At 51.1% G+C, this 21,742-nt stretch carries 17 protein-coding genes; 7 read left to right on the top strand and 10 right to left on the bottom strand.

What is annotated here, in order from left to right; genetic code table 11:
* Positions 1–8: 8 nt before the first annotated feature.
* On the bottom strand, positions 9–1,445 hold the full coding sequence (locus QU606_RS27095; protein ID WP_069076795.1) for an MBOAT family protein: 1,437 nt from the start codon (positions 1,443–1,445) through the stop codon (positions 9–11).
* Between the two features lie 460 nt (positions 1,446–1,905).
* Here QU606_RS27095 and QU606_RS27100 point away from each other — a divergent pair, with 460 nt between their 5' ends.
* The 4 genes from QU606_RS27100 (at position 1,906) to QU606_RS27115 (ending at position 5,429) form a co-directional block, all read left to right on the top strand.
* Positions 1,906–2,658 carry a hypothetical protein gene (locus QU606_RS27100; protein WP_069077444.1) on the top strand — a complete coding sequence of 251 codons (753 nt, stop codon included), beginning with the start codon at positions 1,906–1,908 and terminating at the stop codon, positions 2,656–2,658.
* Positions 2,659–2,675: 17 nt separating this feature from the next.
* Positions 2,676–3,446, top strand: coding sequence for a PIG-L deacetylase family protein (locus QU606_RS27105; protein ID WP_081329235.1), 771 nt, complete (start codon positions 2,676–2,678; stop codon positions 3,444–3,446).
* A gap of 649 nt (positions 3,447–4,095) precedes the next feature.
* On the top strand, positions 4,096–5,094 hold the full coding sequence (locus QU606_RS27110) for a glycosyltransferase family 2 protein (RefSeq protein ID WP_069076794.1): 999 nt from the start codon (positions 4,096–4,098) through the stop codon (positions 5,092–5,094).
* Positions 5,091–5,429: an EamA family transporter gene (locus QU606_RS27115; RefSeq protein WP_069076793.1), complete on the top strand. Its 339-nt coding sequence runs from the start codon at positions 5,091–5,093 to the stop codon at positions 5,427–5,429. The genes QU606_RS27110 and QU606_RS27115 overlap by 4 nt, the downstream gene beginning before the upstream one ends.
* A 17-nt stretch (positions 5,430–5,446) precedes the next feature.
* Here the strand turns inward: QU606_RS27115 and cysC are convergent, their stop codons facing one another.
* The 8 genes from cysC to QU606_RS27155 all read right to left on the bottom strand — a co-directional run bounded on the left by cysC (position 5,447) and on the right by QU606_RS27155 (position 15,800).
* Positions 5,447–6,040, bottom strand: a complete 594-nt coding sequence (gene cysC / locus QU606_RS27120) for an adenylyl-sulfate kinase (RefSeq protein WP_069076792.1) — start codon at positions 6,038–6,040, stop codon at positions 5,447–5,449.
* Between the two features lie 35 nt (positions 6,041–6,075).
* Positions 6,076–7,440 (bottom strand): ABC transporter ATP-binding protein, encoded by a 1,365-nt coding sequence (locus QU606_RS27125; RefSeq protein WP_304997834.1) that lies wholly within the window; start codon positions 7,438–7,440, stop codon positions 6,076–6,078.
* Positions 7,430–8,269, bottom strand: coding sequence for an ABC transporter permease (locus QU606_RS27130; RefSeq protein ID WP_304997835.1), 840 nt, complete (start codon positions 8,267–8,269; stop codon positions 7,430–7,432). The genes QU606_RS27125 and QU606_RS27130 overlap by 11 nt, the downstream gene beginning before the upstream one ends.
* Before the next feature lie 237 nt (positions 8,270–8,506).
* Positions 8,507–10,006: a hypothetical protein gene (locus QU606_RS27135; protein WP_193689647.1), complete on the bottom strand. Its 1,500-nt coding sequence runs from the start codon at positions 10,004–10,006 to the stop codon at positions 8,507–8,509.
* A 28-nt stretch (positions 10,007–10,034) separates the two neighbouring features.
* A complete protein-coding gene (locus QU606_RS27140; RefSeq protein WP_069076788.1) occupies positions 10,035–11,303 on the bottom strand; it encodes a glycosyl transferase in 1,269 nt (422 codons plus the stop codon).
* On the bottom strand, positions 11,300–12,949 hold the full coding sequence (locus QU606_RS27145; protein ID WP_172831356.1) for a glycosyltransferase: 1,650 nt from the start codon (positions 12,947–12,949) through the stop codon (positions 11,300–11,302). The genes QU606_RS27140 and QU606_RS27145 overlap by 4 nt, the downstream gene beginning before the upstream one ends.
* Positions 12,950–13,013: 64 nt before the next feature.
* On the bottom strand, positions 13,014–14,645 hold the full coding sequence (locus QU606_RS27150; RefSeq protein ID WP_069076787.1) for a hypothetical protein: 1,632 nt from the start codon (positions 14,643–14,645) through the stop codon (positions 13,014–13,016).
* 213 nt (positions 14,646–14,858) lie between these two features.
* A complete protein-coding gene (locus tag QU606_RS27155) occupies positions 14,859–15,800 on the bottom strand; it encodes a glycosyltransferase family 2 protein (RefSeq protein ID WP_257785229.1) in 942 nt (313 codons plus the stop codon).
* A 653-nt stretch (positions 15,801–16,453) separates the two neighbouring features.
* Between QU606_RS27155 and QU606_RS27160 the strand changes: the two genes are divergently transcribed.
* Positions 16,454–17,860 (top strand): FAD/NAD(P)-binding protein, encoded by a 1,407-nt coding sequence (locus tag QU606_RS27160; RefSeq protein ID WP_069076785.1) that lies wholly within the window; start codon positions 16,454–16,456, stop codon positions 17,858–17,860.
* Positions 17,861–17,918: 58 nt separating this feature from the next.
* Here the strand turns inward: QU606_RS27160 and QU606_RS27165 are convergent, their stop codons facing one another.
* Positions 17,919–18,779: a DMT family transporter gene (locus tag QU606_RS27165; RefSeq protein ID WP_304997836.1), complete on the bottom strand. Its 861-nt coding sequence runs from the start codon at positions 18,777–18,779 to the stop codon at positions 17,919–17,921.
* Positions 18,780–19,198: 419 nt separating this feature from the next.
* Between QU606_RS27165 and QU606_RS27170 the strand changes: the two genes are divergently transcribed.
* The gene (locus QU606_RS27170; RefSeq protein WP_069076784.1) at positions 19,199–19,990 is read left to right on the top strand and encodes a CPBP family intramembrane glutamic endopeptidase; all 792 of its coding nucleotides are present in this window, start codon (positions 19,199–19,201) and stop codon (positions 19,988–19,990) included.
* A gap of 103 nt (positions 19,991–20,093) precedes the next feature.
* Positions 20,094–21,659 (top strand): PAS domain-containing methyl-accepting chemotaxis protein, encoded by a 1,566-nt coding sequence (locus tag QU606_RS27175; protein WP_024076822.1) that lies wholly within the window; start codon positions 20,094–20,096, stop codon positions 21,657–21,659.
* Positions 21,660–21,742: the final 83 nt, after the last annotated feature.

Genomic DNA, 21,742 nt, shown 5'->3' on the forward strand with positions numbered 1-21,742 from the left:
TATGCGCCTCAGAATCGGAAATATAGAAATGGGTTAAGAGAGCTGCTTGCAAGTAGCACCACACAACAAACCAGCCCACCCACCAACAAAAAAACAGGCAGAGCATGAACATCCGCGGCATCTCGACCATGCATGCCGGGTTCCGTAGACCCATTGATTCTCGTTAGATTTAGCTGTGCGCAGACCCACGGAATAATAGGGAATGACAGAGCAATTCCTGCGGCCAGCGCAACTATTGTTTCAGGCGTCATCCAGACCATCATGGGTTGCCATTCATGCTGGGGACTGTCGAAACCCGCTAGCGCCTTGATAATGACCCATGCGTCATCAAAACTATCGGCCCTGAAATACACCCAGCCAACCATGACCACCAGTAACGTGTAGAAGCGCGCCAAAATAACAGGGACGGCCTCGAGTACTCTTTTCAAAAATACTCTCTCCAATACAACGAACACACCATGAAACATCCCCCAAAAAATAAATGTCCATGCTGCACCGTGCCAGAGCCCCGTCACAAAAAATACAATCAGCAGGTTTCGAATTGTCGAAACCTCTCCCCCCCGACTGCCACCCAGTGGTATATAAACATAATCTCTGAACCAAAAAGAAAGAGACATATGCCAACGCCGCCAAAACTCTGTGATCGACGTTGAGGAGTATGGATAGTCGAAATTTTTAGGAAATCTGAACCCCAACATAAAGGCGAGACCGATCGCCATATTAGAGTAGCCACAAAAATCAAAATATATCTGTATTGTATAGGCAACTGTACCAATCCAGGCAACTGTAGACGTCACTCCCGATGGATCAAGACTAAACAAATGATCAGCTGCCGGCGCGACCGAATTTGCGATCATTACCTTTTGACATAGCCCCACAATGAAATACTGAACACCCAGGCCGAACTTTTCTACACCCACTGTTCGATGATGCAATTCAGTCTCAATGTCGGTATATCGAACAATCGGGCCCGCGACTAAATGCGGAAACATCATCACATAAGTAGACAGCCGCACGATACTATTTTCAGGGCGGATCGTTCGTCTATATACCTCGACAAGGTAGGACACTAACTGAAAAATAAAAAATGAAATACCAAGTGGCAGATGCATGCCAAGGTGGGGAGACTCAACACCTAAAACCCCGAAGATGATATCAACCAAAAATTGGCTATACTTAAAAACGCCTAACACTAAAAGATTGACAATAACAAACACACCCAGCGCCCACCTACGAAGTGGTCCGACTGCTGAATCTATTATCTTTCCCGCACTAAAATTAATTATCAACATAGCCATCAACAGCAATAAATACAGCCCTTCCCCCCAAACATAAAATACTGCGCTGGCAGTAAGTAAAAATGCGTTTCTGACCCCCGTCAAATAGTAAAACAAAAGAAAAACAGGTAAGAAGTAAAAAATAAACACGACCGAGCTGAAAACCATTTCTTATTCGTCCATAGTAAATTTTTTGCGGAAATCTACCACAAAACTGCGACAACTCAACAAAATACGACAACCCAGCCCTAGATTTCTCGCCCCATCGTCAAGATAGTGACCATCCTCTGCCCAAGCGCGCTTCCCCCCTCTCAGCCAGGCCCTAAAATGACGGACACCGAGGACGAATTTTCCCGTGGAGCGCTGCCTGCTCTTCGCCAAGAGGGTAGAATTAAAACGGTTGGTAGGTTTAGCAGAATGCAAATAGCCCACCGATCAACTCTGAGCATTGGGAAAGAAGAAAACTGAATTTGATCAAACTATTTGTAGGTTTCTGCCCAACCATTTACAATTTCCCGGCCGACCACCCGCCTAATTGGCCAGGATGCTGACGCGCAAAAAAAAGCTTCTAGCTTGATCAGGTATGCGCAATAAAATCTACAGCTTTCACAGGGAGCGAAACTTAATAATGAGCAACTTATTGGATGATGGCATTCATATAGCCAAGCGCAGCGACTATAGCAGTGAATTCATCGAACAATGGACTCGTTTATTCCGAAGATGTTTCGGGAGCTCCGAGAAAAACGCGACTCTCGTGTTTCAAAAATACCTGCTGAATGAATCAAGAATCTGTTGCTCTATTAAAAATGGCACTATGGTGGCCGCGTACTGTGGCTTAAAATTAAGCCATGGAGACTCCGCAGTTTTCCTTTCTACGGACACCATGTCCGACGGGACTCAAAAGGGTTCTTCGATTATTCTTGGAAAGCGTTTGTATAAATCATTTGCCGAAGACGATATAGCTGTCGTGTGCGGCTACCCCAATAAAAACATAAGGAAAATACGCGAAAAAGGTTTGGGGTGGACACTGAAAGGAAATCTTCACCTGTATATAGGTGTGCCGTTTTTTTGGCGTTTCTTTAGAGACGAAATCAAAGACGATGGTTTATGGAAAGCGATAAGACCAACAGGTGGATGGTTCACAAGAAAAAAGCCATTATTTTTCAACCTTCTCGGCACAGATGGATTGTACTCGTCTAATTTGGGGCTGGTAATAACGTTATCGGCTTATCGACCCGGTTATTTTTTTATTAAGATACCCGGCTTCTTTTTCGAGCCGAGAAGTTTTGGTTACAAATATCTTACCGAAGATGTAGAAAAGAACGATGCTTTTTTGAAAAAAATCACACGACTCAATCTCGACACCATTGATATACCTTAATTTCGAGAGCCCCCCGCATGAAGTTAGCTTCTATATTTTTTATGCCTCATCAAGATGACGAGTTCGGCTTATTCCACCAGATTGAGCAAGCGTTAGCGGCTGGCCGATGGGTTCGCTGTATTTACGTAACCGATGGCTCCGCCACTGCTGACCCTGATCGTCGAGACCATGAGTCACGAACCGTTCTACAGAAGTTGGGAGTTGCCACGGACGATATTGTTTTTATCGGCCGACAATTGTCAATTATAGACGGTCAGCTGCATCGCCATATTGACGTATTTGTAGACTGGCTTGATTGCTTCCTTAATGACCATCCAACTCTTCATGCCTGTTTTGTGCCAGCCTGGGAAGGCGGTCACCCTGACCACGATCTGCTCCACGCCATTGTAGTTGAGTTATTAGCAGTCCGAACACATTCAGCGACCGTCTGGCAATACCCGCTCTACAACGCTCGGAATTGTTCAGGTCCGCTTTTCCGTGTGCTATCACCACTTCCAGAAAATGGCCCCATTGAGCAGCAGTCGATCACCTGGCGAGCTCGTTTTTTCTACATAAGACTTTGTCTTTCTTATCCATCACAATGGCGTAGCTGGTTAGGTTTATTCCCATTTGTAGGTGGCCATTATTTTTATTATGGCGTCCAATCGCTGCAAGGTGTGAATCGGCATCGACTAACACAGCCTCCACATCAACAACCTCTTTATTACGAAAAACGCGGCTTTCTCGATTGGCCAACAATGTGTAGTGCTATAGAGCAGTTACATAAAAAATTATCACGCCTGGGTTAGTCTCACTCACAAAAACCGTGCTCCCTCCCAAGAAAAAAACTCTTCTAGAGAGAGCAGGACCTTGAGCTTTCCATCTTTCAAAAATTCTGTTTATTTAGACTGTTGATACATCAACCTTGAATCAACAGTCCAAATAAAGGCCCGAAAACTGCGCAACTGCTTATTCACTAATTTAGAATTAATATCGTCGCAAACCATCAGTTTTTTGCTTATTTAATCCAATGATTTCACTGCGATCCTCAATGACAAAGACGATGGTGATCAACTACCAAATAATGGCAATGCCCCAAAAAACCTGCAAGGCTCACCCCGGACTCACCATCCCGTCAGTACACGACAGCCAATCCGCCCCCTAACAAAGGCCACGCCCCTCCAGCGCCTAGACTAAGACCTCTACTGATCAGTCGTCCAAAAATCTACCACCATCAACCACAGGAAACTCTGGCAAGAAGCATCATTTCCAGGTGATCAAGCTCACAAGCCAAGAATATCTACACGCCGTCAATTTAAAACGAACCAATATTATCCTCTTCGGTCGAAAGGCATTATCGACGAGGCGCTAATGAATTAATGCCACTCAACTGTTCTTCATTACAAATGAATATGCTAGTCTCACTCAAATTTTTTGCATGAGAGATGGAGCACTCACGTGTCTGATCAAGCGACGAAAATAGCGGTTCTGATCCCCTGCTATAAGGTGAGGAACCACATATTAGAAGTTATTCGGCAGATCGGGCCGGAAGTTTTTAAAATCTACGTCGTTGACGACTGCTGCCCAGAGGGCTCAGCTGACTTCGTCGTTGAACATTGCGTCGACGAACGCGTAATCGTGTTGCGCAATCCGGTCAATCTGGGCGTTGGCGGAGCGGTAATGACGGGGTACAGGGCCGCCATCGCGGATGGAATGGATATCATCGTCAAAATTGATGGCGATGGGCAGATGGACCCGAGCCTCATCAGCGACTTTGTATCGCCCATCATCGCAGGGAATGCTGATTACACTAAAGGTAATCGCTTTTTCAATTTAGAAAAAATATCCGAAATGCCAAAAATTCGGCTTTTCGGAAACGCTGTACTTTCGTTCATGACAAAGCTTTCTTCTGGATACTGGGAGTTGTTCGATCCAACCAATGGTTATACAGCCATACACAGTGAAATAGCCAAGCACCTTCCTCTTAACAAAATAAGCCAACGCTATTTCTTTGAAACCGACATGCTTTTTCGTCTTAACACATTGAATGCTGTTGTGATTGATATCCCTATGGATGCCAAGTATGAAGACGAAGTCAGCAACCTTAAAGTGTCCAAGGTAATTGGCGAATTTTTAATTAAACACATCCGAAACTTTGGAAAACGCATCTTCTATAATTACTATCTTCGAGGCATGTCTTTAGCGTCGATAGAGCTACCGCTCGGGCTAATATTATTGACGGCAGGATCAACTTTTGGGATTAGCCACTGGATTGACTCTCTGCATGCAAATATGCCAACCCCAGCAGGCACTGTCATGCTGTCAGCACTACCGGTCATTATCGGCATCCAACTTTTACTGGCATTTCTTGGCCATGATATTGCTTCTTCACCGCGTCAAGCTTTCCATGTATTACGCAAGAAACACATACTGACTAAAAAGGCCCCCCGCTCATGACCTATCTGATAGCGTTTGCTTGTGTTCTTGGTATTGCCACCGGGCAAATTCTATTTAAGCTGAGCGCTGTTTCTTTGCATGAAAGTGACAGTTGGTTTGATACCAAAACACTGATCACTTTATTTTCAGCTTTTGCATTATACGGAATCACTACGATAGCCTGGATATGGGTACTGCAAAAAATCGAGCTAGGTAAAGCATACCCATTGATGGCCCTTGCCTTTGTACTGGTCCCCTTAGGAAGTCACTTTGTCTTTGGAGAGCGCTTTCAACCACAATACTTCATTGGCGTTGCCATTATCATGCTTGGTATTATGGTTACCGTGAAGGCCTGAAGCGGTTATCGTAATACCTATACCAACGTGCGCTCGTCCAGATAGTCCATAACGTTCGAAACCACTGTCAATACATCGTCCTCCAATGTATTGAGATGAATATCTGGTGCCTGCGGGGCTTCGTAGATGGAGTCTATACCCGTAAATTTTTTGATCAATCCCTTACGAGCTTTGACATACAACCCCTTAGGATCTCGGCGCTCGCATTCAGAAAGCGGCGCATCAATAAAGACCTCTATGAATGTCTCAGCGCCGATGACGTCGCGAGCAAGCGCTCGGTCTCGCTCGAATGGCGAGATAAACGAGGTGATCACAATAAGACCTGCATCAACGAACAAACGCGACACTTCTGCAACGCGCCTAATATTTTCCTCACGATCAGCGTCACTGAAACCCAAGTCTCGACACAAGCCCATGCGAACATTGTCGCCGTCAATCAGGTAGGTGTGTCGACCTCGCTCAACCAGAGCAACTTCAATCGCATTAGCAACAGTGGTTTTCCCCGCGCCGCTAAGCCCGGTCAACCACAACACAAATGGTTTTTGCCCTTTCATAGAGGCCCTGGCGTTAGCACTTACGCTAGAAATTTGAAATACCAGATTATTATTCATTACACAGAGTCCATTGAAGGTTGGTTATTCGAGTGTTAAATGTTTTCACCGCTGAATATTAAAACATCGGGCACACACTTAAAATCTACAACTCCTGTTGCCAACTGTTCAGTCATCGGTAGTACGCGGAATAAGCATGCATCCAACAGCCGATGAAGGTATGTTTCTTCCTCGCCAACTGCCCCCAGTACTCCTGCATTCAAAAAGTATGTACCTGGATTTAGATTGCACTCAAAGGCAAACTCAACCTGAATTATAGTGCCGGGGGCCACATAACTGATCGTATCTAAAGGGCTCATGGCGGTAGCGGCCCCGCCCAATTCGACGCCAGTCAGAGTTTTAATCATCATACCAAAGCGGACACTCATGGCAGCAAGCGTGAAGTTGACTTTATAGGTGTAACGGTATGTCCGCCCGCGTATCAAACAATTAACAGATTCGCCGGCAAGATTGACAATCTGGGGGAATTGAATGGTTGCGCCTTGGGGTTCATAGGATAGTTCACTTTGGGTTTTCAAATGTGGATCGTAGAACTCGAAAATTTCATCAATAGCATTCTTCGAGGAAGTATGCTGAACCGACTCTACAATTGAATTCAGTGTCGACAAAGTTACATCACCCTCCGCACTAACCGCTGCGCGGATATCCTTAGCCTTCTCGGCAGGAGCATAAAGTAATTTTTGATATTTTCCGATGACATTTTTGGGGGCGCCTTCCGTGAGCTTATCGCCACCGTCCAAAAGAATGGCACGATCACACAGCTCTACAATTGCGCTCCCTGAGTGAGATACAAAAAGAATTGTTGCACCATTGGCTTTAATCGCTTCAATGCGTGCAAAACACTTACGCTGGAATAGCTCATCCCCCACCGACAACGCTTCGTCGATAATAAGAATTTGCGGATCCACATGAATCGCTACAGCAAAAGCCAGACGTACCATCATACCGCTGGAATAATTTTTGACGGGTTGATCAATAAAGCTACCTATTTCTGCGAACGCCTCGATATCGGAAAACCGGGAATCTGTTTCTTCTCGAGACAGTCCAAGTACCGCTGCATTCATATATACGTTTTCACGCCCACTGAAATCCGGATTAAACCCTGATCCCAACTCAAGCAGTGCGGCCACCCGTCCAGACGTATAAACATCTCCCGAGGAGGGCGCTAGCGTCCCGCAAATAATCTGCAACAAAGTAGATTTTCCACTGCCATTGCGCCCGACAATACCAACGGTCTCGCCTTTCCTTACAGCAAAAGATATTTCGCGTAGTGCCCAAAATTCTCTGAAATATTGTTTACGCCGACCATTAAACATCTGAAAGAAGCGATCGCGCGGCGTGTCGTAAACATGGAAACATTTACTGACGGCGCTTACCCTTATTGCAAAATCAGAGCACATCGGAAAACCCTTTTCGCATCTTCTGGAACCAGAAAAACCCTCCCCAAAATACGACCAATGCAATAAGAGAATAATAAAACAATCCGACAAAATCGGGCATTACACCCCAAATCAATATATCGCGAGCTTGTTCGATTATAAACGTCAAAGGATTAGCCATGATAAGTGGTTGAAACTCTAGCGGCAAATTTTTAACGGGAAAAAAGACCGGTGCTAAAAACATCATCATGGTGGTGATAATAGTCACGGTTTGCCCTACATCTCGCAGAAAAACACCTAGGGATGCGAGAAACCACGCCAACCCCAGCGCAAGGAGTAATAACGGAAAAAGCACCAAAGGAAGAAACAACACATGCCAATGAGGAACACCGATGAGCAGGGTGTATGCCAATAGCCAAACGGTCAGGCTGACCAGCGCGTGAAATAGCGCCGCACCTGCAGCCACGACAGGCAAAATTTCGAGAGGGAAAACTACTTTTTTTACATAGTTGACGTTCCCTACAATCAGGCTGGGAGCTCGATTAAGAATCTCCGCAAACAGGCCATATACGATCATACCGATGAATAGCACAACGGCGAACATGGCCTTACTTTCTTCTACCCCGTTCTCAGCTATTCCCCAGCGAGAACGGAATACTACAGAAAAAACAAAGGTATATACCGCAAGCATCAGTAACGGGTTGAGAAAGGACCAACCCAGACCAAGAAACGATCCCTTATAGCGACCAACTACTTCGCGCCTCGTCATTCGACCAATCAACTGGCGATTCAACCACAAACTACGTAACAGAGCCCACATGGATAACGGTTGAGGGGCATGCGGATTCATCGCCTGCCCTCTGTATTTTCCAGCGTACCCAGTTGAATATAAATATTGATATCCGTTCTCCTCAAGTCCGACCTATACCGCTTCCAAATATAAAATAGATAAGCAGTCGAGGCATCACCATCTCTAAATTCACCAAAAGCCCTCTAAAACACCCAGTGGCGCCACCGAAAAGAAGGAACCACTAGGAGAACTGCCATGATGTAATGTGATCCTTAGAAACCCGGCTTACTCTTCATCTTATGCTGATTCAGCAGCACAGACGGGTGAAACCTGCCACTCTTTTTCACCACACTCCGTGTCACTCTTCTTTTCGACACCGAACAGAAGAATCAAGCCCAACACCATCACTAATGGTATCGTTGCAAATAAATATCGAAAATCCGAAGCGATGCTGGTCGGTAGGAAAGAGCCATACATCAGGAGTGTCGCCAGAGCAATAACTCCACCTATGGTTTTAACAGGCCCTGGGGAGATTCTGCGTGCACCGATGGCAACAATCACTATAAGCGCCGCCATCCAAAAAACATGACGGTAAATTGGCCAACTGAAAAAAGACACGGCCATATCATATATTCTTTGAGCCCTTGGGGTAGTTCCCTGCCTGACTCCCGATGCAGCCAGATACTCTGGATTACCTTCCACACCAACAAAGACGGGCAGCGTGCCATTAAGCCCTCGCAGCCCCAGCAATGTCGCATAGGTTGTAAAACGGTGCTCCATATAAGCACTCGGGTTCTGCTTCACCATCTCCCACCACTCATGCCGAAGCGTTTCGCTTGGTATGGCGGCGAACCAAGCACGAACAACTGGGTTCAGATCAAGAAAGTCAATTCTACTTGGATCGTAAACAGACTTGATGGCAGCAAGCTGCTCTTGAGTCACAGGGTTAGCAAGTTGGTTAGGGGGTAACTTTGAATTGCTGATGATACCCGCAAGGTCAAACTGAATGATGCTGCGAAACCCCACAGAACTGGCGCGATCCCCAGCTCCCGTCACGGTCGAGTTGGCCTGATGCTGAATTCCCAAGACAGCACTTGCGAACAAAACAATGATCAGCGAAGCACCTAGGATTTTTTTAGTCGATTTGAAGGAATAAAGAGCAACAATCAGCGATAGCAACAGGACGGGCGCCATGAACACCCCTTGCTGGCGAGTCTGATATCCGGCGCTTAGAAAAATTATCGACAAGCCAATACACCAATACCGACGCAAAGGTGAGCCCACCGTTGCGGCAATAGCGCATGCGCTAGAAGCTGTTAATAACGATGCGAAGAGTACGTCTTTCCATACAATGCCTGAATAAATGAAAACGATGGGATTCATTATCAGGAGGAACGCAGCGAGCACTCGCCACGTTGGAACATCACGAAGTCCCTGAGCGGCGCGCATCTGCAACATCGTTAATACAACAACTGCAAAGGCTCCATACAAAAGTATTGAATTGATCATTACGAACATCGCAGCAGATAGCTCTCCCCCACCTAGCCACCTGAGCAGCGCCGACATGAAGGGGGGGCCCCAACTCACAGATCGGCCTATATGGGCCTCGTAGAGCTGTATGCTCGTGTCCATCGACATCTGCCCAGGCGCATGCATCGCAATCGCTGCACATGCAAGTACGAAGGTGAGCAAAATAATGAGCCGGCTGACACTGCTCGAATTAATAGCAAGCAACGCATGCAAAGTCTTGCTTTGAAGTATACCCGGTCGCTGTTGTTTAACATCCATTACTGACATTTCAACAAGTCCTGTTCAGCGATAAAAATCATCGGGAGATGCGCTTCATAACACCGGGAACACCTTCCGTACGAAGAACTTCCCATGCGCGCTTGGCCAACAATACACCGTGACGTGGGTCGTCCAGTACCTGTCCCAAATGTGCGCGAACACGGCTAGAACTGAAGACCATCGGAACGCCACCCGCCTGATAACCTGGCGTCAAAGCAGACGTCACCCGAAGTATTTCCGCTGCCGAAGATTCAGAATCAAAAAGGGCCGGAAACTCCACGCGCCCCTGGGATTCCCACCAGGCCAGGTAACCACCACCTTCAGTTGCAAAAGGATCAGGAAAGGCTTGTTGCAGATCCAATCGCTCGCGATAAATGAGTCGTGCGGCCTTGGGAATGACAGTGCCGTCGGCAAAACGTGAAAATGCCCAAGGTACTTGGCTTAAAGGGTCCTTGCCCAAATCAGCAATCGTATCCGCGTACCATTTGATCAGCGCGTGTGCAGTCGGTTGGTTCGCAGCGTTTTTCCAAGCCATGGTCCGATGCGCACCGCTGTCAAAACCAGTGAAGTGATAGAAGCCAAGAGGCTGGCCGTCCACCATCACGCTATCTGGCAACTCACCAGTAATCTGCCGAGTAGTAATGTTCCATGGAGCTACGTTTAGACGCGACGTTCGAAGGATGCACACGCCCTCGAAAAATGCTGGTACCAGATCGATCCAACGTTGATCGGTGAACAATCCATTGTGAATTTCAGCGCGACAGAAATAATAGAGACGGTCCGACCACCACTGAGCAAACTGCTTGCCTGTTTCCGTAGGCGCAACGGCGAGGAAACCCAGGTTGTAAATGCCGTGCTTCAGGCTGGAGATCTCGTTATCCATGATGGCGGCTAATGTCGGCTCTGGGGTGACCTGGTGAGGCGTCAGCGCAATATTTGAATGCTGGAGGGCCTCCAGTACATCATTCAAAGGTGAAAACAATACGGTGTCCGGGTCAAGGTAGATGACACCGGAGCAATCTTTACGATCAAGCAGACGAGCCAGGAGGAACGGCTTGATGGCCGTCGATAACTCAACGATGGTGTGACAAAACGCCCAGCCGTTCACATCCGGTATGTCGAGGCTGCTGATAGGATGAATTTCATCAAACGGCTCTGCAGAAAGGTCCAGACCGGCGGGTACTTCATCCGACAACGCCAAGTGCACGACCCAGTCAGGATGGTATTTTTTAATCGATTCGACCAAAGCCCGGACTTTTGGAATGTAATTACAGGCCGCGCTGGTATAGACATGTATTTTTTTCAAGAAATAACCTTAAGACTTAAAGGGTGAAGAAAGCGATCAAAAGCCAGGATATCTTCAAGCAAACCCGGGCCATCCTGTCGCTTTGCGATGTAACCGGTATCCAGACTCCGCACTAAATCAGCTTGAGCGCCCAAGTCCAGACAGATCAATGGCAACTTCATCGATAGGATTTCGTGGGCGACAAAGGAAAATGTTTCAGGGCAAATTGATGGCAAAAACGCAATACTGATCCCATATTTTTCAACAATTTTGGGTAAATCATCCTGTGCGTAAGGCCCCGTTTCCTTCACCACCGGCGCAGGACAAGGTGCATCCAGATTTCCAATAACCACGATTCGAACTGGCGCGTCCGTCTGACAAATTGCCTCAGCCAGACTTTCCAGGACGCCCGCTCCTTTATGATGGGAAATGGAACCTATCACCCCAATCGTCAGATATTTTTGCGGCTTTTTCGGAAGGCTGACTTCGCGAAGCGGCTTCACATAGTGAGGACACAGTTTAGCCCTGGCTCCCATGCCGGGATAAGCCCGCTCAAGCAGGGCAAGAGACGACGTTGAAAAGCAACGAACTTCATCCGCGCACCTCAGCAACTCCCCCCACATTTCGCGCCAACGTACAATTGACCGCTCACCAGCGAGGGACACAAATCCATCGGGATGGTTATTCAAACAAGAATGACAGCGTGTTATCGAAGGTATGCCGCAGTACTGCCCCTTATCGTCCAGTAGGAAGTGCGACGGGCAGACAAGAAAATACTCATGTATCGCCACGACCAGGCTAGCCTTGGTTCGCTGCTTCAAGACCAGCATAAACTCTCTAAGATTTTGCGGCTGGGGGAAAGAGACCGCACAGTTGAAAAAGACCTCTCTTAGATCTGCACGCACCAACAGTTCAACCAAGCTGTTCAAGTTCGACAGCTTGCACGAATAGGACCCGTTGTGGTCGCGTACTTCGACAAACGTCTGCATGGACGACACGCGGAAGCTAAGCAATATCACGGTATCGTCGGCTGCACTCCAGGCAGACGCCACACGCTCGCGAAAGAGATTGGCCCCTCCACCCATTGAATGATCAATCAACAAGCGGCAAGGCCGATTCTTCAGACGTGCTGCGAGAGCGACTTCGTCCTGGCTCATTAACGTTGGATTTCGCCCACGATACCGGAGGAACTTTTTGATCAGCGTCCTGATGTTTCCCCGGCGTAAGTAAGCCCAGGCGCGCTTGGCGAGATATATGCTCTCTGCCACTTCTGCTCCGGATGCTGTGTCGAGCGCAGACAGAGCGAGTTCGTGGCGACCTGTCACTGCATCCTGCATCTCGAAAACCAACTCGACTTTTTCCGGAGGCTCACCTCCCCAGCCAGCGATAACCATGAAGCCCGAATTTCCCGCTTGGTCATTATCCGGAAACGCCGACGCAACATCTTCGCGCACCCTGCCCAGCGACACGGCAACACGCTCGACCCGCCCATCAGCGAAGAGCATATTCAGGTGCGACTGAACGATCTTATGTTCATGATCCAGCGCCCATCCGAAGCCGAACAGACCATGGGGATGACGAACGAAATGATCTATTTGGCAGATCAAGGTCGTTGACCGTACTTCTGCTTGATTGAGACGCGGCACGTCAGAACCCACTACATCCATGTGTATCTGTTCCAATATCGAGTTACCATCACAAAAATTCTTTGACATTCGCCAAAGTCACCGGTTAGACCTTCAAATCCAGCTTTGGCGCATCTTGCAGAGACTCCGAGGCAGGCACTGGGGCCTCATCAGAACTTGACGCCTGAAAATTTGCGTGCGCTAACGCTTCCTGCTGTTCCATCACGATCTTTTCGGCATAAGCCAAAGCGTCGCTGGTCAGAAGGAGCTGAGCATCAAGCTTTTGCATCTGTGCCAGGCGCTCAATTGCAAGCAACTGAGTTTCCTCAAAAAGTGCCAGCAGCTCATCCTTTCGTTTGAATGCATCCTGTTGCTCACTCACGACCCGCTCGGCGAGCGCGAGCGCGGCACTCGTCTCAATTAGTTGAGCATCCAATTTTTGCATGTGCTCCAGACGCTCAATCGCTAACAACTCAATCTCACGAAATCGAGCCAACTCAGTTTCCCGGAATCGAGCGTACTCCTCGTTTTGAGACATGAGAACGCCCTGCTGCTCCAATACGATTTGCTCAGCGTGCGCGAGCTCAGCACTCATCTGACTCAATTGGCCATCAAGCTTTTGCACTTGCTTCAAACGCTCAACTGCCAGGGACTCGAATTCGTTAGGACGAGAACGCGCATCCCCCCTAAGCTTTAGCTCTTCCTGCTGACGCAGCACAATTTGCTCGGCGCGAGCCAGAGCATCGCTGGTCTCTATAAGTTGAGTGTCGAGTTTTTGCATCTCCTCCAGACGATCGAGTGCCAATTTCTCGGCAGACGCCAACCCCTTGCTCAACGCGCTGATACGCAACTCCATGACCGAAAGTTGGCGATCATTCTGGAAAAATCTTTGAACTGAAGTCAGTGTCGGAATGATATCACGCCGATATTCGCTGATTATGCCCTGCCACTCGAAACTCTCGCGTAAAGCGCGCGGCGTGAGTCCTCTCTCGATCGCACTCCGTACGCTTTCATAGGCTTGCAACACAAGCGACGGAAGAGCCGCTTGCCTGGTGCCCGCACCATGCGAGAGTGCTGGAGCGATGAAGTCCCGCGCGAAGTGAGCAATCGTTTCGGACGCAGGTTTTAAATTCAGCCAACCCGCAACATCGGATAAAAATGTGGCTGGCTGGCTAAGCATATGGTCAAACGCGAAAAATCTGATGTCATCGGCAACATCAAGATATTCCATAGCTCCGAGAAGATGCGTCATCCATAGCCACGCTGCACGATCCGAGGAAATACCATCGCGCCGGGCCAGCGAATGCACAACCTCAGCTGGATCACGCACCACTATCATCAACCGTGGCTTGATACCCAATTGTGAGAAAACCTGCCCCCAAAAAGGTGCCAGCTGGCACATTCTCGGATCCTTGAATCCCCACGCAGGTACTTCGTCAAACAGGACTCGAACCAAACTCATCGCTTCGTCAATACAGGCGTCCCACCGATGATCGCGCTCAAGCAGTGGAGGCAACGGCGAGTCCCATCGGCAGTCGTACAAGGCAAGCAATCTATCGTTGAATTGGACAATCTCGCGCTCTTCGAAATAGCCCTTGGGATTCCATTCGTCGCCTTTAAATAAGGAACTCCCCATCACCAGCCCCAACTGCTCAAGGCCTGCGGCAATGGCGCTGGTGCCACTACGATGCATACCCAGCACGATTACCACATTTTCATTCGCGTCAACTGGATACATTATCAAAAACTCTATTTTGTTGATATTTTGACAAAAGTCAGACCAAAAGGCCCTTTTACTGACTTAAATGAGCTGCTGTAGATCCTGAATATTCATAATTATGCCTGAGGGACGCACTGTGCCCGCGAAGCGAAATGCGGTGGTGCGCTGGTGAAGGTATGAATGATCCCCTCCGCGCCCCAACAAACCCAATGCCCCTGAACACACACAGATTCAGATCTTTTTCATGACGGTAGCAAGCACGAGACCTAAATTCCCCAGCAGAGTTTGCCGGTACAGCCCTGCCAGCCAGATTCCCGAAATCCTGCGAAGAACTTTTTGCTCGCGCGCCCACTTGAAGTGAGTAAGCGTCACCTGGCTATCGGGGGACAGCCGATGATGCATGGCATCCAGCGCCTGTATATTTTGTTCATTCCATTCGTGAAAACGTCCCTGAAACACCATCCGCAAGCGAATCAGCCTGGCAAGCCAGCCGGAATTACTGCCAACCACGTTCTCCGCATGTTGCCGATATTTCATTTTGGGTTCGGGATCGTAGTGAATAACCCCCCCCACACCGGAGATCAGTTGATATAACCACCAGTCGTGAGCAGGTACCTGCAGCTCAGGGCCGGCTTCGCACAGCAGCGTGCGGGCAGCCCGGTTGAAGACCATCGTATTGCCCCCTGCGATGCTTTGAACCAACGCATTACTAAAACCTGGCGAGAGTCTAAAATGGGGCGAGTACCCAAGATGAACGCCAGTTTCACCAATTAATTGGGTGCGACCACAATAAAGCGCAGGCCTATGAGCGGGTACTGTCTGCAGCCAAGCCAGAGCCACTTCTAACTTGTCATCATTCCAAATATCGTCCTGGTCCGACCATGCAAAAAAGTCGGCATCAATATCTGCTCGAGACGTCAGCGAGAGAAAATTGGCGGCGAACCCTTTTTTTGGTCCCTCCAGCATCAGCAGTCGGTCCTGCTCCCAACGATTACGATACCCCTCCAAAACCGCAAGAGTGCCGTCCATGGACCCATCATCAGACACCACCAGGGACCAATTGGAATGAGTCTGCCGCTCAAACGAGTCGAGCTGCTCAGCCAGAAATGACTCGCCGTTGTAGGTGCACATCAACACCACAACTCTTGCTCCGCGAGGATCACGCGATTGCAGGCGAGAAGGACTACACACTGTAAGAATAGACACTAATATCCCATCGCGAAGAACTGAACACCCTGTAGGGAACAGGGGATATACGCCCTTATAAAGCAATAAGTATTACAGCTATTTTCCGTGGGTACAATCCAACTCAGTGACCAATGATCAGTTTCGTAACAGAGAGCGCATGCCTTGAAGCCAAGCGCGCGGCCGCACTGACGCTAAAGCCTACAAAGAAAGCTGAAATTTCCTAATAACTGCAGGGAAAAATCTTGAATCTCGGCGGCGACAAGCCACTACCAAGCGATTTTTTTGACACAGTCATGAGATTGACATAACGCAAAGCAACAAATACTGCACCCCTGAATTTCGCCTTATAAGAAAGTTCATTATTTTTATAGAGGAAAACATTACTTAAACCTGTATTACTTATTCGATGCACGAATAGCAGTAATACTTAATTGCCATCAGTCCTTGGGACCAAGCGACTCACATCAACAATCCTGAAAGCACCCAATCAGGCATTGGAGTAACATCCAAATCCACTCCAATATGAGGCCCGTTTTCCGGCTTCTTGATTTGCGCCTTACTCAACGCACACGCCACCAAATTTGACTGCGACTGATTGTCAAAATGGAATGAAACGCCCTATCCAAGCAGGAGCAAGGATGAAGATCAAAACCATCGCAATCATTGGCGCAGGTTTCTGCGGCTCCACGTTAGCTGTTCATTTATTGCGCAGCTCATTGGCCGCCCCCGTTAGAATCTTGCTGATCAGCCCGCCCGGCGCCATGGCTCGTGGCGTCGCTTATGGTACGCGTACCTCATCACACGTACTGAACGTACCGGCAGGCAGGATGAATGCCCTGACCAACGATGAGAGCGACGGCTTTTATGAGTTCGCCAAGCGCTATGCTCCCGAGGTCACCCCAGGGTCTTTTGTTCAGAGGCAACTCTATGGCGACTACCTTGAAACCTTATTGAACGATGCGTCGAAGAATGCAGCTCCAGGAAGCGAGCTACGCAATGTCACAGGCGAGGTCGTGGAAGTTTCATATGACACCGAACGCCATAGGGCTCACCTGCTGATGAAAAACGGTGACTCTCTTTACGCTGACCATATCGTCCTGAGCACCGGCAGTTGCGCTCGTCAACAACCATCAAGTGCAGCGGCACACAGATTATTTTACGAAGACCCTCGGTATCTGCACGATCCATGGCAACCCGACGCCTTAGCTAGTATTGACGCCAATGCTGCCGTACTGCTTATTGGCAGCGGACTGACCATGCTGGACGTAGTACTTGACCTACGCGACCGCGGGCATCAGGGGATGATTTATGTGATTTCTCGTCGCGGCCTCGCTCCTCAACCCCATCGAATATTGAACTCACACCCCCACTATGATGGGCAACTTACCCAGCAAATGCTCACGAACTGCACAACTCGTCATTATGTCAGGGCAGTTCGCAATGCGATAAAGCTGCAGACCTGCAAGGGAGATGACTGGAGAGACGTGATTGGCGGGCTACGATCAGCAACAGCACAGTTGTGGCACGCACTGCCCATTGTTGAACGTCAGCGCTTCCTTCGTCACGTTCGCCCATACTGGGACACCCATCGTCACCGCTGCGCCCCGCAGTCAGGCGCCCGCATGCTGGCTGAGATTCAACGTGGCAAGCTCAAGCTCTTCGCCGGACGCGTGACAGGCTACGAGTCCGGATCAGAAAGTGTCACCGTTCATCTGCGGCGCCGTGGCGCAAAGAACGAGGACACTATTGAGGTTAAGGCCGTGATCAATTGCACGACTCCAGCATTCGATATTCGACAACTGGACGACCCATTGCTTGCGTCGCTGCGAACTAGGGGCCAGTTGAAACCCGATGCACTCGGAATAGGCATGGAGATCGCGCCCTCCGGAGCACTGGTGGATCACAATGGAGTGGAATCACGATGGTTGTATTATGTTGGCCCTCTCCTCCAAGCCCGTGACTGGGAGGCGACAGCCGTGCCTGAACTACGCGAATATGTGAAACGTATGGCGGACACCCTTGCAACCGCTCTCTCTCAGCAATAACCCTTTGCGCAGCCCGCCCTCCTCCGTTGGCAGCCACGAAGGAGGGCAGTGCCATCACCTAGCCTTTACGGAACACAAACACCAACCCAACGATGATCAACCCCATCCCCAGCAGGCTCAACAACGCCAGCCGATTGCCGAAGATCAGGTAATCCATCACCGCCGTCACCGCCGGCACCAGGTAGAACAGGCTGGTGACATTGACCAGGTTGCCCCGCGCGATCAGGCGGTACAGCAGCAACGTCGCCAGCACCGACACCACCAGCCCCATCCACAATACCGGCAGGTAAAAGCCGGCATTCTGTTCGAAGTGGAACGGCTGGAACGGCACGAATACCGCGCACAACAGCAGCCCGGCCAGGTACTGCACCGGCAGCGTGCCCAAAGGGTTGTCGGTAATGCGTTTTTGCATGATTGAGCCGAAGGTCATGCTCGCCAGGGCCAGCAGGCCGAAGAGCATCCCGGCCAGGGACATCCCCGCCAGCCCGATACCCTGGTACACCACCATGATCAACCCCGCCAACCCGAGGCCAAGGCCAAACAGGCGGCGCCCGGAACGCTGGCGCTCCGTCAGCGCCACGGTCAGGATCGGCTGCACGCCCATGAGGGTCGCCATCACGCCGGGGGTGACGTTGAGGTCCAGGGCCAGCAGATAGAAAATCTGGTAGGCCCCCAACAACACCAGGCCGGTCGCCGCTGCATACCACAGCGGTTTGCCGGGGCGCGGCAGTTGCAGCTTGAGCATCGGTACGAGGATCACCAGACCGAGCAGGGCGATGGCAAAACGGATCAGTAAGAAGGCGAAGGGCGACGCATGGGCCAGGCCCAGCTTGGAGAAGATCGCCCCGCTGCTCCACAGCAGGACAAACAGGCTCGTCGAGGCCGCCGCGGCCACGGATTGTTTCGAAAGAACAGACATGGTTACCACCTGTAATCAGGCAAAAAAAGCCGACTCAGCAAAGGCTGAAGTTCTGGAGTTTTTTCAGGCGTGCAGACGGGGACAGCGAGTCGCTGATCAGCCCGAAATGCCAACACCCGGCGGTGATACGACTGCGTACACCGGCGTGCGACTGACAGGTGGGGGGTAGTGACTGATCTGCGCAGGCTGCTTGTTCCCGCACGGTACGACCACAGCGTTGACCGCTGAATCGACTACCGCTATGCGCTGGAGAGCTGGCATGGGCTGATCTTGTATGGAGGGATGAAGAAGGCCTGACTATAACCAGCCGTTGATACGTTTTGCAATCACTTCACCAACGCCCTTGCGTGGCACAGTTTTCATGTGGCCCGCAGGGGACGATCGCTATAATGCCGTCCAGTTTTTTCCAAGGACTCCCCATGCTCGCATTGCCCTGGCTGTACCTGGCGCTTCTTTCCATCGGCTATGTGCTGGCCTTGGCCTATGGGCAACTGGGCGTGCTGGCGCTGGTGTCCGTCGCCCTGCTGCTGATTGCCGGTTATGCCGTGCGCCAGCAGCGCACGCCTTGGGCACGCTACATCGGCCATGGTTTGTTCATTGTGCTGGCCCTGAGCCTGGCGATGCACTGGCTACCGGGCTTCTACAACGGGCGCGCCATCGAGCCGCAACGCTTTACCCCCGACGCGGTGCCCTTCTCGATGTACCTGAACCAGGACAAACCGCTGATCGGCTTCTGGCTGTTACTGGCCTGCCCGTGGGTGGTGGCGCGACGCTCCTTGCGCCTGTCGATCTGCGTCACGGCCCTGGCCTTGGCCCTGACCGCGATTGCCGCCCTCGGCGGCGCAGCCTTGCTGGGCGTCATCAGTTGGGCGCCGAAATGGCCGGTGCAGGCGTGGTTGTGGGTATTGAATAACCTGTTGTTGGTGACCTTGGTGGAAGAGGCGTTGTTTCGCGGCTACATTCAGGGCGGCCTGCAACAGCGCTTCAAGCACCTGCCCTACGGCGAGAACCTGGCACTGCTGCTGGCCTCGCTGCTGTTCGGGCTGGTGCACCTGGGCGCGGGCTGGCAATGGGTGTTGCTGGCAAGCATTGCCGGTGTGGGTTACGGCCTGGCTTATCGCTTTGGTGGGCTGGGTGCGGCGATTGCCACGCACTTTGGGCTGAACCTGCTTCACTTCGGGTTGTTTACTTATCCGATGCTGGCTGGCTGATGTCTACCGGAGGCAAGGCGTTCCTGCGGATTGTTGCAAAAATAAGTTAAATAAGCGCCCGCTCCTGCCGATACTCCCTGAAAGCCTTGCGGATTGAACAATCATGCGTAATAACCAACCCGTTACCCAGCGCGAACGTACCTTCCCCGCTCAGCAACGGTTGATCTCCACCACAGATGCCAAGGGCGTGATCACCTACTGCAACGACGCTTTCGTCGAAATCAGTGGGTTCTCCCGCGATGAACTGGTGCGTGCCCCGCACAACCTGGTTCGTCACCCGGACGTTCCGGCGGCCGTATTCGGGCACATGTGGTCAACGCTCAAACAAGGCTTGCCATGGATGGGCATTGTCAAGAATCGCTGCAAGACCGGTGATCACTACTGGGTTAACGCCTATGTGACGCCGGTTTTCGACGGCAACCAGGTGGTCGGCTACGAGTCGGTGCGCATCAAGCCCACCGCCGAGCAGATCCGCCGGGCCGAAGCGCTCTATCAACGCATCAACCAGGGCAAGTCTGCCGTTCCCCAGCGGGACAAATGGCTGCCGGTGTTGCAGGACTGGCTGCCGTTTATCCTGATCAGCCAGTTGAGCTTCATGATCGGTGCGTCGCTGAATTCCCACTGGGGCTTTGCCCTGGCGGCGGGGCTGTCGGTGCCCTTGGGCCTGCTGGGCCTGAGTTGGCAACAGCGTGGCCTCAAGCGCCTGCTGCGCCTGGCCGAGCAGACCACCTCAGACCCGCTGATCGCGCAGATGTACACCGACAGCCGTGGCGCCCAGGCGCGACTGGAAATGTCGATCCTCAGCCAGGAAGCCCGCCTGAAAACCTGCCTCACGCGTCTGCAGGACACGGCTGAACACCTCAACGACCAGGCGGCGCAGTCCAACACCCTGGCGCATAACAGCTCCAGCGGCCTGGAACGCCAGCGCGTGGAAACCGAACAGGTGGCCACCGCGGTCAACCAGATGGCGGCGACCACCCAGGAAGTTGCCAGCCATGTGCAGCGCACGGCGGATGCGACCCAGGAAGCCAATCGCCTGACCGGTCGTGGCCGCGATATCGCCGGGGAAACCCGCGAGGCCATTCAGCGTCTGTCGCTGGCCGTGGGCGAAACCGGGGTGACCGTTACCCAACTGGCCAAGGACAGCGATGAAATCGGCGGTGTCGTCGATGTGATCAAAGGCATCGCCGATCAGACCAACTTGCTGGCGCTGAACGCGGCAATCGAAGCCGCGCGTGCCGGGGAGATGGGCCGTGGCTTCGCAGTCGTGGCCGACGAGGTCCGTCAACTGGCCCAGCGCACCGCCGAGTCGACCGGGCAGATCCATGCCTTGATCGCCAAGCTGCAACAAACCGCTGCCGCCGCCGTGCAAACCATGGACGCCGGGCATCGCCAGGCCGAAGAAGGGGTGGCGCGGGTGATGGAAGCGGATCAGGCGTTGGTCGGCATCAGCGAAGCAGTGGCCAACATCACCGACATGACCACCCAGATTGCGGCCGCCACCGAAGAGCAAAGCTCGGTAGCCGAAGAGATCAGCCGCAACATCAGCACCATTGCGCTGTTGGCGGACCAGACTTCGGAACAGGCGTTGAACTCGGCGCAGTTGAGTGAGGAATTGACGCATACCGCCAATACCCAGTACTCGCTGGTCGAGCGGTTTAACCGCTAGACCGCTATCGGGGGCAAGCCCCCTCCCACATTTACCGCGTACACCCCTTGGAACGCAGTCGAGTGTGGGAGGGGGCTTGCCCC

This window comes from Pseudomonas sp. OVF7 (genome assembly GCF_030644265.1).
GTDB lineage: Bacteria > Pseudomonadota > Gammaproteobacteria > Pseudomonadales > Pseudomonadaceae > Aquipseudomonas > Aquipseudomonas gorinensis.

Bases quoted from the DNA above. Each gene is read 5' to 3' on its own strand.
- QU606_RS27095 (WP_069076795.1), bottom strand. From the start codon at position 1,445: ATGGTTTTCAGCTCGGTCGTGTTTATTTTTTACTTCTTACCTGTTTTT.
- QU606_RS27150 (WP_069076787.1), bottom strand. From the start codon at position 14,645: ATGTATCCAGTTGACGCGAATGAAAATGTGGTAATCGTGCTGGGTATG.
- QU606_RS27145 (WP_172831356.1), bottom strand. From the start codon at position 12,949: ATGGATGTAGTGGGTTCTGACGTGCCGCGTCTCAATCAAGCAGAAGTA.
- QU606_RS27105 (WP_081329235.1), top strand. From the start codon at position 2,676: ATGAAGTTAGCTTCTATATTTTTTATGCCTCATCAAGATGACGAGTTC.
- QU606_RS27100 (WP_069077444.1), top strand. From the start codon at position 1,906: ATGAGCAACTTATTGGATGATGGCATTCATATAGCCAAGCGCAGCGAC.
- QU606_RS27175 (WP_024076822.1), top strand. From the start codon at position 20,094: ATGCGTAATAACCAACCCGTTACCCAGCGCGAACGTACCTTCCCCGCT.
- QU606_RS27160 (WP_069076785.1), top strand. From the start codon at position 16,454: ATGAAGATCAAAACCATCGCAATCATTGGCGCAGGTTTCTGCGGCTCC.
- QU606_RS27115 (WP_069076793.1), top strand. From the start codon at position 5,091: ATGACCTATCTGATAGCGTTTGCTTGTGTTCTTGGTATTGCCACCGGG.
- QU606_RS27130 (WP_304997835.1), bottom strand. From the start codon at position 8,269: ATGAATCCGCATGCCCCTCAACCGTTATCCATGTGGGCTCTGTTACGT.
- QU606_RS27125 (WP_304997834.1), bottom strand. From the start codon at position 7,440: ATGTGCTCTGATTTTGCAATAAGGGTAAGCGCCGTCAGTAAATGTTTC.
- QU606_RS27165 (WP_304997836.1), bottom strand. From the start codon at position 18,779: ATGTCTGTTCTTTCGAAACAATCCGTGGCCGCGGCGGCCTCGACGAGC.
- QU606_RS27170 (WP_069076784.1), top strand. From the start codon at position 19,199: ATGCTCGCATTGCCCTGGCTGTACCTGGCGCTTCTTTCCATCGGCTAT.
- QU606_RS27135 (WP_193689647.1), bottom strand. From the start codon at position 10,006: ATGTCAGTAATGGATGTTAAACAACAGCGACCGGGTATACTTCAAAGC.
- cysC (WP_069076792.1), bottom strand. From the start codon at position 6,040: ATGAATAATAATCTGGTATTTCAAATTTCTAGCGTAAGTGCTAACGCC.